Consider the following 14,131-nt stretch of genomic DNA (forward strand, 5'->3'; position numbering starts at 1 on the left):
TGAGGAGGATGTACCTCCCATCTTTTAATAAAAAAAAATAACCTATATATTTTAGGAGGTGAAGGTTTTGCGTCTAGAGATTGGAAAAATATTTATTAAGGATCTTCAATTCGGAGCAGAAACAAAAGTTGAGAATGGAGTTCTTTATGTAAACAAAGAGGAATTATTAAGTGAAGTGTCTGGGGATGAAAGAATTGCTAGTATCGATTTTGATATAGCGAGACCAGGTGAAGAAGTTAGGATAATACCTGTAAAGGACGTAATTGAACCAAGAGTAAAAGTTGAAGGACCAGGTGGAATATTCCCAGGTTTCATTAGCAAGGTAGAGACAGTAGGTTCTGGTAGAACTCATGTTTTAAAAGGAGCTGCAGTCGTAACTACTGGTAAAATTGTTGGTTTCCAAGAAGGTATCGTTGACATGTGTGGAGAAGGTGCTAAATACACACCATTCTCAAAAACAAATAACCTAGTAATTATATGTGAGCCTAAAGAAGGTGTTTTACAACACGATCATGAAGAGGCTGTAAGAACTATAGGATTTAAAGCGGCTACATATCTTGGAAAAGTTGGTAAGAATATAGAACCAGATGAAGTGAAAACTTTTGAAACATTACCGCTTTTACAACAAGCTGCACAATACCCAGAATTACCTAAGGTTGTATATGTATATATGCTTCAAACACAAGGATTATTACATGACACTTATGTATATGGAGTAGATGCTAAGAAAATAATTCCTACATTTATATATCCAACAGAAGTATTTGATGGAGCTGTTGTAAGCGGAAACTGTGTATCAGCTTGCGATAAGAACCCAAGTTATGTTCATATGAACCATCCAATAATAGAAGATTTATATGAGAGACATGGTAAAGACTTTAACTTCTTAGGTTGCGTTATCACAAATGAAAACGTATATCTAGCTGATAAAGAAAGATCATCAAGTATGGTTGCTAAATTAGTAGAATTCTTAGGAGCAGATGCTGCTATAATTTCTGAAGAAGGTTTTGGAAACCCAGATGCAGACCTTGTTATGAACTGTAACAAAGTTACTGCAAAAGGTATTAAAACTGTTTTAGTAACAGATGAGTATGCAGGACAAGATGGAATGTCTCAGTCACTAGCAGATTCAACTCCACACGGAGATGCTGTTGTAACTGGTGGAAATGCTAATGAAGTAATTATTTTACCAGCTATGAAAAAAGTTATTGGTCATGTAGATGCTGCAGATATTATAGCAGGTGGACACATGGGAAGTTTAAGAGAAGATGGATCAATAGAAGCTGAGATTCAAGTTATTACTGGAGCTACAAGCGAAGTTGGATTCAACTACTTAACAGCTAAAGCATATTAATTAAAAAATTTAACTAATGAGATAAAGTTATTTAATAAATATAAGTAAAAAGGAGATAGATTATTATGTTACAAGGAAAAAAAGCTATCTGTATAGGAGATAGAGATGGAATACCAGGACCAGCTATTGAAGCTTGTTTAAAATCAGCAGGAGCAGAGGTTGTTTTCGCATCAACTGAATGTTTTGTCTGAACAGCTGCAGGTGCAATGGATCTGGAGATCCAACAAAGAGTTAAAGATTTAACAGAAAAATATGGCGCAGAGAACATGGTAATAGTAATAGGAGGAGCTGAAGCAGAAGCATCTGGATTATCAGCTGAAACTGTTGCAGCAGGAGACCCTACATTTGCAGGTCCTTTAGCAGGAGTTGAACTAGGATTATCTGTATTCCACGTAGTAGAGCCAGAAATAAAAGCTGAATGTGATGAAACTATCTATGATGAGCAATGCGGAATGATGGAAATGGTTCTTGATGTTGATGCTATCATAAGCGAAGTTAAAACTGTAAGAGACCAATTTTGTAAATATCTTTAGAAATGATATTCACTGAATTAGTTTAGTGAAGTAATTTTAAGATATTTAAATATCGGATTTAGAGTCTTAAGTAAAAATAAATGAATTAATTGACCTTAGGAAGAATAATTCTAAAGGTCAAGTCCCATGAAAGGGGGAGAACCTATGTTAAAAGTTGTTCATTATATAAACCAATTCTATGCAGGAATAGGTGGAGAAGAAAAAGCAGATATTAAACCTGAGGTTCGTGAAGGATTTATAGGACCAGGACTTGGATTGAATGGATTGTTACAAAAGGAAGGCATTGAAATAGTAGCTACTGTTATTTGTGGAGATTCTTACTTTGCTGAGAATACAAAAGAAGCAAAAGCAGAAGTTCTTGAAATGGTTAAAAAATACAGTCCAGATTTATTTATAGCTGGACCTGCATTTAACGCTGGAAGATACGGAGTTGCTTGTGGTGAAATCTGTAAAACAGTTCAAGAAGAGTTAGGAATACCTGTTTTATCTGGAATGTATATTGAAAACCCAGGTGCAGATATGTATAAAAAACATTTATACATAGTTTCTACAAGAAATAGTGCAGTTGGTATGAGAGATGCATTACCTAAAATGGCTAATTTAGCTGTTAAATTAGTAAATAATCAAACATTAGGAACTCCAGTAGAAGAGAATTATATCGAAAGAGGTATAAGAAAAAATTACTTTGCTACTGAGAGAGGATCTAAAAGAGCGGTTGATATGCTAGTTAAGAAGTTAAAGGGAGAAGAATTTGTAACAGAATTCAAAATGCCTGACTTCGATAGAGTTGATGCTATGCCAGCAGTAAAAGATATGGCTCATGCTACTATAGCAATAGTTACATCAGGTGGTATTGTACCAAAAGGAAATCCAGATCACATTGAATCATCTTCAGCTTCAAAAATCGGTAAATACGATATAGATGGAATTGATGATTTAACAAGTGAAAACTTTGAAACAGCACACGGTGGACACGATCCAGTATATGCAAATCAAGATCCAGACAGAGTTATTCCTGTTGATGTGTTGAGAGAAATGGAAAAAGAAGGTAGAATAGGTAAGTTACACAGATATTTCTACTCTACAACTGGTAATGGTACTGCGGTTGCTTCTTCTAAGAAATTCGGAGAATATGCAGCTAAAGAATTAATAGCAGATGGTGTAGATGCAGTTATACTAACTTCTACATGAGGAACTTGTACACGTTGCGGTGCAACGCTTGTTAAAGAAATAGAAAGAGCTGGACTTCCAGTAGTACACATGTGTACTATTACTCCAGTATCAGTAACTGTTGGTGCTAACAGAATATTACCAACAATTGCTATTCCTCATCCACTAGGAAATCCAAACTTAACTGCAAAAGATGAGTACACTTTAAGAAAGAAACTTGTTGAAGGCGCTTTAGTGGCACTTGAAACAGAGGTTGATGGACAAAGAGTATTTGAATAGTTTTTAATAATGATTAAGTAATTAGGGGAGTATCCCCTAATTACTTAATATATAACATTGGTATATTGGATTGCACAATGTACAATGAATAGGTTTAATCTATTTATTTTAGATTGTGCAAACTATATAAAATAATATAAATAAAGGCACATTATTAAGGGAGGTTGAATTTCAAATGAATTTTCCAGTTATTAAGAAAGCATCTTATATTTTAGTAAATACTCCAGATATGGTAATACATAATGGAACAACTCAAACTTTAGAGAGACAAACTCATCCAGATTCAGAATACTTAACACAAATAAAGAGTAATTTAAGATCGTTTGAAGATGTGGTAGGGTATGCACCTAACCAAACTTATATAGGTAATATAACTCCAGAGGAGTTAGGTGAAATGCCAAGACCTTGGGTTGGTAAAAACTTAGAGAATGCAAATAGGTTTGGTAAATTTGGAGAAGTAATGCCACAAGATGAATTCTACGGATTAATGAAAATATCAGATGTATTTGATTTAGTTATTTTAGAAGAGTCTTTTGCAGTAAATGTAAAAGAAAAGTTAGCTAAACATCCATTATTAAAAGAAAAATCAGAAAAAGTAGTAGGGGATGAATTATCTAAAATTGAAAATCTAGTTAATAATTCTGGTGCAGAAGGATTATATGAAGATGGTAGACTTATAGGATGTGTAAGAAGAGCTCATGAATTTGATCCAAACTTATCATCTCACTATATGCTTGAAAACTTAGCTGTTAAATCTTCAGGAGTACTTGCAGGAATGCATCTTGTAGATAATTTAGATATACCAGTAAATGAAATTGAATATATAATAGAATGTTCAGAGGAAGCAATAGGAGATATGAACCAAAGAGGTGGCGGAAACATAGCTAAATCAATTGGTGAAGTTGTAGGACTTTCAGGAGCAACAGGAACTGATATGAGAGGATTCTGTGCAGGACCGGCTCATGCATTAATAAATGCTGCATCTTTAGTTAAGAGTGGAATATTTAAAAATGTATTAGTAATTGCAGGTGGAGCAACAGCTAAACTTGGAATGAATGGTAAGGATCATATTAAAAAATCATTACCAGTACTTGAAGATTGTCTTGGAGGATTTGCAGTGCTTGTATCTCAAAATGATGGTGTAAGCCCAGTTTTAAGAACTGATATAATTGGAAAACATACAATAGGACATGGTGCATCACCACAAGCAGTGCTTGAGGCTTTAGTACTAGATCCACTAACTTCAGCAGGGCTTAAAGTTACTGATGTAGATAAGTATGCTCCAGAAATGCAAACACCAGATATTACAGAACCAGCAGGAGCTGGAGATGTACCAACTCAAAACTATAAAATGATTGGTGCATTAGCTGTTAAGAAGGGTCAATTAGATAGAAAAGAACTACCAGAATTCATTAAGAAACATGGATATCAAGGATATGCTCCAACTCAAGGACATATTCCATCAGGAGTACCTATAATAGGTCATGGTATAGATCATATAAAAAATGGTGTTCTAAATAACTTTATGATAGTAGGAAAAGGAAGCTTATTCTTAGGAAGAATGACTAACTTATTCGATGGAGTTTCTATATTGGTTGAAAAGAATACAGGGAAATTAGAGAATGAATCTGGAGTAAGCAAAGAAGAAGTTAAATCAATGGTTGCTGATGCTATGAAAGATTTTGCAAATTTCTTAGTAAACGCTGATAAATAGTAATTTTAAAAGCTTTATATAATTAATAATATCTCCCCTTTAATTTAAAGGGGAGGATTATTAAAGAAAAGGGGTGTAGAAATGAGTCAAGATGCTACTAAGGCAATGATTGCTGAGGTATTTAACGATATCGCAACAGGAATAAGAAGTGGACAATTTAAGAAAAAAGTTAGAATAGGGTTAACCATATTAGGTTCTGAACATGGAATAGATGAAATGATAAGAGCTGCTGAACTAGCAAAAGTTAAATATGGAGACTTTGATATAGTTTTAATAGGAACTAAGGTTGATGCTGACTTTGAAGTAATAGAGGTAGAAACAGCTGAAGAAGGTCATAAAAAAATGACTGCTATGCTTGAAGCTGGAGAATTAGATGGTTGTGTAACTCAACATTTTGATTTTCCAATAGGGGTATCAACAGTAGGAAAAGTTATGACTCCAGGGTTAGGAAGAGAAATGATAATAGCTACTACTACTGGAACAACATCTACAAACAGAGTTGAAGGCATGGTAATGAATGCTATATCAGGAATCTCAGTAGCTAAAGCCAATGGAATTAAAAATCCAAGAGTTGGGATTTTAAACCTTGATGGAGCAAGACAAGTTGAAAGAATATTGAAAGAAGTTAAAGATGGTGGATATGATTTATCCTTCACAGAATCATTAAGAGCTGATGGTGGAGCTGTAATGAGAGGTAATGATCTTTTAGCAGGAACACCAGACGTTATGGTATGTGATTCTTTAACAGGAAATTTGTTAATAAAAATATTTTCATCCTTCACAACTGGTGGAAGTTATGAAACAGTAGGAGCAGGATATGGTCCTGGAATTGGAGAAAACTATGATAAGCTTGTTAACATAGTTTCAAGAGCTTCAGGAGCACCACTTATATCAGAAGCATTAAGATTCTGTGCGACATGTGCAGAAAATAAAGTTTTAGATATAGCTAGAAGTGAATTTAAAAATGCTAACAAAGCTGGATTGAAGGAACTAATAGAAAAAACTACGAAGAAAGCAAATAAACCACAAGAAGAAGTAGTTGCGATGCCAACTAAAACAGTGGTTACATTCTCAATAGCTGGAATAGATATACTTGAGCTTGAGGATGCTTGTAAAGCATTGTGGAAAGAGAATATATATGCGGAGAGCGGAATGGGATGTACTGGACCTATAATATTAGTAGCTGATGAAAATGGCGAAAAAGCGAAAGAAGTCCTTGTGAAAGCTGAGTTTATGGCATAAATTTTAAAAACAAAATTGATGGATATATATATCCATCAATTTTGTTTGATTTTTTAGAATAATTGTGATATATTCAACATAAGAATGTATGAGGTTTAATTGTGTAGCATAATAGAAAAGGTGTTTTATGAATTATAATGCAATTATTATTTATAATTATACATAAATATTATGGGATTGCGTATATATTATTATGGTAAATAATGTATAATATAAATTTTATATGTTTGAATTAAATGTATTAACTTAGGGAGGGTATATTATGAAGATGAAGAAAATTATTGCTCTTGTGGCAACGGTTACGATGACTGCTTCACTATTAGTTGGATGTGGTCAAAAAGAAGAAGGGACTAACAATGGGGGAACTACGCCAGAGAAGAAAGCTGTAGCGGTTGGGCTTTCAACTGATGAAGGTGGATTAAATGATAAATCATTTAACCAATCAGCAGATGAAGGTGTTAAAAAAGCTGTTAAAGAATTAGGGGTTAAATATACTCCAATTGAAGCTCAAAAGAAGGAAGATTATGATCCAAACTTACAATCCTTAATAGATGCAGGTTCAGACCTAACTTTAGCTATAGGATTCCAATTAGCAGATGCAGTTAAGGCTGTTGCTAAGAATAATCCAGATTCAAAAATGGCTATAATAGATTCAGTAGTTGATGAAAAAAATGTTATGTCAATAACATTTAAAGAAGAAGAGGGTTCATTCCTAATGGGAGTTATAGCTGGTTTAACAACTAAAACTAACAAAGTTGGATTTATCGGTGGAAAAGATTTTGATACAATTCAAAAATTTGAATCAGGATTCGTTGCTGGAGTAAAAGCTGTTAACCCAGAAGCTGCTAAAGGATTACTAAGTGCAGATGGAAAAAATCCAGGTGCAAACGCTATATATGCTGATTCTTTCGCAGATACGAACAAGGGTAAAGAAATAGCTAAAAAATTATACAACGATGGTTGTGATGTAATTTATCATGCTGCTGGTGGTGTAGGAATTGGTATGTTTACTGCTACTAAAGAACTAAGAGATGCAGGTAAAGATGTTTGGGCTATTGGAGTAGATATGGACCAAGCGGTTTCAGTTCCAGAATATAAAGATGTAATTCTTTCTTCTATGATTAAGAGAGTTGATAAAGCTACTTTTGATGCAACTAAATCAGTTGTAGATGGAACATTCAAAGCAGGTCATGTAGAACTTGGAATTAAAGAAGGCGGAATTGGAATGGCAGATACAACAGCTAACAACACAAAAGCTGATGTAGTTGCAAAAGCTAAAGAGTTTGAAGAAAAAATAAAATCAGGTGAAATTAAAGTGCCATCAACAAGACAAGGTGCTATAGATTATAAATAAAATTTAGTGAAAATGAGAAAGGGTTAGATGCGTAATCTAACCCTTTCTTCACGTGAATAATTGGAATTAAGTGAAAAATAAAATAATATTAAATGAAGTTGATTTATGATATAATATTATAAATATGATGTACAAATATGATATTAATTCAATTGGATTTAAATGTAGGAAATATTATAAGGAGGAAGGGAAATGAAGAAAGTAATTGAAATGAAAGGCATAACCAAAGTTTTCCCTGGTACTATTGCAAATGATAATGTGGATTTTGATCTTTTACAAGGTGAAACTCATGTGTTGTTAGGAGAGAATGGAGCAGGGAAAACTACCTTAATGAATATACTTTATGGTCTTTATCAGCAGGAAAAAGGTGATATATATGTCAATGGTAATATAGCTAAAATTACCAACCCTAATGACGCTATAAAACTTGGGATAGGGATGGTACACCAGCATTTTATGTTAGTGAGCAATTTTACAGTGGCTGAAAATATTGTCCTTGGGTGTGAGCCTAGTAAAGGTTTAAGTCTGGATAGAAAAAAAGCTTATAAGGATGTTAAAGATATTTCAGATAAGTATGGTTTTTCTATAGATCCAAATGCAGTTATTCAGGATATATCTGTTGGACAGCAACAAAAAGTGGAAATTCTTAAAGCACTTTATAGAGGAGCTAAGATTTTGATTCTTGATGAGCCTACCGCTGTTTTAACACCGCAAGAAATAGAAGAGCTTAGTAAGATATTAAGTAATCTAAAAAAAGAGGGAAAGTCAGTAATACTAATAACCCATAAATTAAAAGAAGTTATGAGTATGAGTGATAGGGTTACTATTATTAGAAGAGGTAAGGTTACGGGTATAGTTAACACTTCTGACACAAATATAGATGAGCTAGCTGAGCTTATGGTTGGAAGAAAAGTAAATCTAATAGTAGATAAAAACCAAGCAAAATTAATGGGAGAAGTACTTAAAGTTGAAAATCTTTCAGCTAATGATCAAAGAGGTATTGAGGCAGTGAAAAATGTTTCTTTTACAGTAAATGGTGGAGAAATATTTGGGGTAGCTGGAGTAGATGGAAATGGACAAACAGAACTTTTAGAAGTGCTTACGGGACTAAGAAAAGGTAATGGTGGAAGTATAGCTGTTAATGGCAAAAATTTATATGGTAAATCTACTAGGGAAATAATTGATTCAGGTGTTGGACATATCCCTGAAGATAGACATAAAAGAGGACTTATACTAAAATATTCATTGATTGAAAATTCAATACTTGGAATCCATAAAAATAAGCCATTTACCGATAAATTCATTATGAATTACAAAGAGATAAAGCAACATTGTGATAAGTTAATTAAAGAATTTGATGTAAGAACGCCTAGTAGCGAAGTGCATGCATCTGCGCTATCAGGGGGGAATCAACAAAAGCTTATTGCGGCTAGAGAAATTTCTAAAGATCCAGATTTACTTATTGCGGCTCAACCTACAAGAGGAATTGATGTTGGGGCTATTGAATATATTCATAGAAGACTTGTAGAAGAAAGGGATAAGGGAAAAGCAGTACTTTTAGTATCCCTTGAATTGGATGAAGTTTTAGCTCTTTCTGATAGAATAGCGGTAATGTATGATGGTAAAATTGTAGATATTTTAGATAGAAAAGATGCAGATGAGCAAAAACTTGGTATTTTAATGGCAGGTGGAAGTTTGTCTAAGAAAGGGGAAGAAAAATAATATGAAAAGTAAGATTAAGGATATAGCAAAAGCAATCCTCTTTCCTATTGTAGCAGTTATACTTTCATTATTCATATCAGTGTTTTTTGTTATGTGGGCAAAGCATTATCCGATAACTGAATATTTTACAGCATTAAAAGATTTAGTTTCAACAATATGGACTGGAAGTTTTGGGAATCAAAGAAATATGATGGCTACATTAGCAGAAGTAACACCACTTATATTCACGGGGGTTGCTAATGCTATAGCGTTTAGATGTGGATTGTTTAATATTGGTGTAGCAGGTCAGTTTGTACTTGGTATGGTTGCTGCGGCAATCGTAGGTACGATTCCAGGACTTAGCCCTATTATTCATATACCATTGATAATTTTAAGTGGTATAGTAGCGGGAGGTATTTGGGGTGGAATACCTGGGTTTCTTAAAGCAAAATTTGGAACTAGTGAAGTTATAAATACAATTATGATGAACTATATTTCTATTGCAGTTGCAAATTATATTATTCTTAGAACTGCCTTTGGAGTTGCTGGGAAAGCTTCAACTCCAATGATTCAAGAAAGTGCTATGCTTACTAGATTTGTACAGGGAAGCTCAGCTAATATAAGTTTATTTATTGGAATTATAGCTGCAATACTTATGGCATTTATATTATGGAAAACAACTGTTGGATATGAAATAAGAGCTGTTGGGATTAATCCTTATGGAGCAGAGTATGGCGGAGTGAATGTTGCTAAAAAGGCAGTTCTTGCTATGGTATTATCAGGAGCGATTGCAGGACTTGGAGGAGCTACCCATGTAGCGGGAGTGAAACATTTAATACAAGATTTTATGGTAGTGCCAACCTATGGATTTGATGGTATAGCCGTTGCTCTTTTAGCAAAGAACAATCCAATAGCATGTATTGGATCAGCAGTATTATTTGGAGCTCTAAACAGTAGTTCGAGAGCACTTCAAATAAGTGGAATACCAAAGGAAATAGTATTCTTAATTCAATCAGTAATTATTATATTTGTAGCGACAGACTATATTATGACTTACTTTCAAAATAAGAAAAAGAAAGGGGAGATAATGAATGGATAGCGTAATTATTACTACTATAATTTCATTAATAGCTGCAACACTTAGGATAGCTACACCTCTTATCTTCACGGCACTTGGAGGAGTTTTCTCGGAGCGTTCAGGTGTAGTAAATATAGGTCTTGAAGGTATGATGACAATTGGTGCATTCTTCGCAGTGTGGGGAACTTATATAACTGGAAGTCCGATTGTGGGAATGATTTTTGCAATGATAGCAGGTGGAGTTCTTGCTTTAGTTCATGCATTCTTATCTATTACATTGAAATCAGATCAGGTTATTTCAGGTACAGCTATAAATCTATTTGCAGCGGCTTTGTCTAGCTTTTTAATATATATTTTATTCGGTGGTAAGGGTGGTCAAACTGATATAGTTAGCTTGTTACCTTATAATTTGCCGGAATTTATAGAAAATATTCCTATTCTAGGAGATATATTGGCAGATTTGAACTGGTTTGTTATATTGGCTATAGTACTTGTGTTTGTATGCCACTATGTATTATATAAAACATCAATTGGTCTTAGAATAAGAGCTGTTGGAGAACATCCAAAGGCTGCAGATACATTAGGTATTAATGTATATTTAGTTAGGTATTCTTGTGTTGTAATATCAGGTGTTCTTGCGGGTTTAGGTGGAGCTGCACTTTCAATAGGTATTACACCAGTTTATAGAGAAGGAATGATAGCGGGGCGTGGATTTATAGCTCTTGCCGCTATGATATTTGGTAACTGGACACCTATAGGGTCCCTTGGAGCATGTTTATTGTTTGCATTAGGGGAGTCATTCCAAATTTTCGCACGAGGACTTGGATGGTCATTACCATCTGAAGTGTTCACAGTTATTCCATATTTATTAACAATGCTTGCTCTTGCAGGTTTTGTAGGTAAAACTAGTGCACCATCAGCATCTGGTGAAGCTTATGAAAAGAATGGTAGATAAAATTTAAATAATAAAGGGATTAGTTCAAAAAAATGAGCTAATCTCTTTTTTAGTGATTAAACTATCAAAAGATATGTGAATATACTAAAATGGAAATAGTAAAAAAATTGTGATATGATAGTGTGAGAAGATGTAAAGGGGTGAGAGTCGTGAATTTAGGTTTTGACTTAAAATTATCACAAGAACAAAAGTTAGTTATGACAATGGAGATGCAGCAATCAATAAAATTACTTCAAATGTCATCTTATGAATTATTGCAACATATAGATAAGGAATTGCAGGAAAATGTGGTTTTAGAAACAGAAAATGCTGTAGTGGATACTAAAGAATATTCAGTTGATAATGAATTGAAGGAATATAGGGAAATTATAAAATACTTAGAGTTTGATAATTATAATAGTAGAGTATATTCTCAAGATGATGAAAATGAAGCGATATCACCCTTTAATTTTATAAGTGATAAGCCTACGTTGAAAGATTATTTGAGTGATCAACTTATGTATAGTGGTTTGAATAAGGAAGATGAAAAGGTATGCAGATATATTGTTGATAATATAGATCATAAGGGTTACCTAGAGACTACTATTATAGAAGATTTAGTGAATGAACTTGGTATTGAGGAACATATGGCTATGGAGTGTTTAGTTATAGTACAAAATCTAGAACCAGTAGGGATTGGTGCTAGATCTCTTAGTGAGTGTCTGATAATTCAATTGCATAAAAAAAATGTGAAAGATTCTGCTTTGGAAAAAATAATAAATACGTATTTAGTGGAACTATCAAAATCGAAATATCAATTTATAGGCAAGGCTTTGGGAATTTCGGCAAAGGCTGTACAGGAATATGAAGATGTTATAAAAAAATTAGAACCTAAGCCTACGAGAGGTTTTTTCACGGGTGAAGAGATTAGTTATGTAATTCCGGATGTGTATATTAAGAAGCTAGATGATAATTATATAGTTGTTATGAATGATAGTTTATTACCTAAGCTTGTAATTAACAATACATATAAGGAGGTAATTAATAGCGGTGAAGACCAAGTGGCAGTTAACTATGTAAAGGATAAGATTAGTAGTGCTATGTTTCTTATAAAGAGTATACAAAGCAGAAAAAATACTTTGTGTAGAGTGGTGGAAGAGATAATCAAAAATCAAAAAGAATATTTTGATGGTGGTGATGATTTTATTAAGCCTATGACTATAAAATCTATAGCTTATAGTCTGGATATGCATGAATCTACAGTTAGTAGAGCAATTCGGGATAAGTATGTTGCATTAAGTAGTGGAGAAGTTAGAAGTATAAAAAGTCTATTTACTACTTATGTAAATATTTCAAATGAAGAACTATCTTCTGTTAATGTAAAGGATATGATAAAAAAAGTAGTAAGTGAAGAGGTAAAAACAAAACCTTTATCAGATTTATCAATATGTAATATATTAAATGAAAAAGGTATAGATATTTCAAGACGTACAGTAGCTAAGTATAGGGAAGAGGTTGGAATTAAATCATCATCTCAAAGGAAAAGGTTGATTTGAGAGAATGTGAATAAAGATATGGTGAAATGATTAATACTAATGAAGATTAAAATAAATATAAATAAAATAGAAGAAACACTTCACAAATACTATAAATTGTCGTACAATCATTATGGAAGACAAAATTGCCATAGGGACATTAATTGTCCACTGGGACATTAATTGTCCATAGAGGTGAAGGATGAAAGAATTATTAAAATTACAACAACAAGTGGTTCCAGATTTACTAAAGGTTTTAGATGTAAGATATACAATTTTAAGAAATATAAAATATAGAGAACCAATAGGTAGAAGACTACTATCCTCAGTAGTAGATTTAAGTGAAAGAATCATTAGAAGTGAAACAAACTTTCTTAAGGATCAAGGCTTAATCGAAATAACAGCGGCAGGTATGTGTATAACTGAAAATGGAGAAAATGTATATAGGGGTCTAAAAGATATGATGAGAGAAGTAAAGGGACTTAATTTTATAGAGGAAGAACTTAAGAGTGCTCTTAAAATTAAGAATGTTGTTGTGGTAAATGGAAATGTTAATTCAGATATGAGTCTTCGTTCACAGCTTGGAAAAGCAGCAGCTAACTATCTTAAGCAAACTATTAAGAGTAACTGTGTAATATCAATTACAGGTGGACGTACAATTAAGGATGTTGTAGATAGCTTCCCGTCAATGTCGAAGTTTTCAGGCTTGAAAGTTTTACCTGGTAGAGGCGGAATGGGAAAAGAGGCAGAAATACAATCAAATACTTTAGTTGAAATTCTCGCAAACAAGTTAGATGCAACATACGAATTACTTCATATACCAGATAATTTAAGCCATAATTCTTTTAATGCAATACTAGAAGAGGCGGAGATTAAAGAGATTTATCGAAATATTAGAAATTCTGATATTTTGCTTCACGGAATTGGAATTGCTAAGGAAATGTGTGAAAAGAGAAGTTTAACAATGGCAATGAGAGATGAAATAATAAAATGTGGAGCTATAGGGGAGGCTTATGGGCATTTCTTCAATAGTTGTGGAGATATAGTATATTCTATGCCTTCAATAGGAATACCTAAAGATAACATTGAAAATATTCCTAATATAATTGCAGTGGTAGCAGGAATCGAAAAAGTAGATGCTATCATAGCGATTGAAAAAAATAGAATGAACTCTACATTAATTACAGATGAGGTAACAGGTAAAGAAATACTAAAAAAAATACAGGGTTAGACAATG

Annotated in this window: 11 protein-coding genes; all 11 read left to right on the forward strand. The window is 33.3% G+C overall.

Features of this window, described 5'->3' with window-relative positions; genetic code table 11:
• Positions 1-67: 67 nt before the first annotated feature.
• On the forward strand, positions 68-1,354 hold the full coding sequence (locus RSA29_RS16610) for a glycine/sarcosine/betaine reductase component B subunit (protein WP_346933026.1): 1,287 nt from the start codon (positions 68-70) through the stop codon (positions 1,352-1,354).
• A 59-nt stretch (positions 1,355-1,413) separates the two neighbouring features.
• The gene (gene grdA, locus RSA29_RS16615; protein WP_346944156.1) at positions 1,414-1,887 is read left to right on the forward strand and encodes a glycine/sarcosine/betaine reductase complex selenoprotein A; all 474 of its coding nucleotides are present in this window, start codon (positions 1,414-1,416) and stop codon (positions 1,885-1,887) included.
• Between the two features lie 144 nt (positions 1,888-2,031).
• Positions 2,032-3,336: a glycine reductase complex selenoprotein B gene (gene grdB, locus RSA29_RS16620; protein ID WP_346933024.1), complete on the forward strand. Its 1,305-nt coding sequence runs from the start codon at positions 2,032-2,034 to the stop codon at positions 3,334-3,336.
• 175 nt (positions 3,337-3,511) lie between these two features.
• On the forward strand, positions 3,512-5,050 hold the full coding sequence (grdC, locus tag RSA29_RS16625) for a glycine/sarcosine/betaine reductase complex component C subunit beta (RefSeq protein ID WP_346944139.1): 1,539 nt from the start codon (positions 3,512-3,514) through the stop codon (positions 5,048-5,050).
• A gap of 81 nt (positions 5,051-5,131) precedes the next feature.
• A complete protein-coding gene (gene grdD, locus RSA29_RS16630; RefSeq protein WP_346944140.1) occupies positions 5,132-6,292 on the forward strand; it encodes a glycine/sarcosine/betaine reductase complex component C subunit alpha in 1,161 nt (386 codons plus the stop codon).
• Between the two features lie 262 nt (positions 6,293-6,554).
• Complete coding sequence (locus tag RSA29_RS16635) at positions 6,555-7,646, forward strand: BMP family ABC transporter substrate-binding protein (protein ID WP_346944141.1); 1,092 nt, start codon at positions 6,555-6,557, stop codon at positions 7,644-7,646.
• A gap of 192 nt (positions 7,647-7,838) precedes the next feature.
• Complete coding sequence (locus tag RSA29_RS16640) at positions 7,839-9,368, forward strand: ABC transporter ATP-binding protein (protein WP_346944142.1); 1,530 nt, start codon at positions 7,839-7,841, stop codon at positions 9,366-9,368.
• A 1-nt stretch (position 9,369) separates the two neighbouring features.
• The gene (locus tag RSA29_RS16645; RefSeq protein ID WP_346944143.1) at positions 9,370-10,446 is read left to right on the forward strand and encodes an ABC transporter permease; all 1,077 of its coding nucleotides are present in this window, start codon (positions 9,370-9,372) and stop codon (positions 10,444-10,446) included.
• Positions 10,439-11,380 (forward strand): ABC transporter permease, encoded by a 942-nt coding sequence (locus RSA29_RS16650; RefSeq protein ID WP_346944144.1) that lies wholly within the window; start codon positions 10,439-10,441, stop codon positions 11,378-11,380. Before RSA29_RS16645 ends, RSA29_RS16650 begins: the two co-directional genes overlap by 8 nt.
• Positions 11,381-11,529: 149 nt before the next feature.
• Positions 11,530-12,915, forward strand: coding sequence for an RNA polymerase factor sigma-54 (gene rpoN / locus RSA29_RS16655; RefSeq protein ID WP_346944145.1), 1,386 nt, complete (start codon positions 11,530-11,532; stop codon positions 12,913-12,915).
• A gap of 181 nt (positions 12,916-13,096) precedes the next feature.
• Positions 13,097-14,125, forward strand: coding sequence for a sugar-binding domain-containing protein (locus tag RSA29_RS16660; protein WP_346933016.1), 1,029 nt, complete (start codon positions 13,097-13,099; stop codon positions 14,123-14,125).
• The last annotated feature ends 6 nt before the right edge of the window (positions 14,126-14,131 follow it).

This window comes from Clostridium sp., from assembly GCF_036660475.1.
Classification (GTDB): domain Bacteria; phylum Bacillota; class Clostridia; order Clostridiales; family Clostridiaceae; genus Clostridium_J.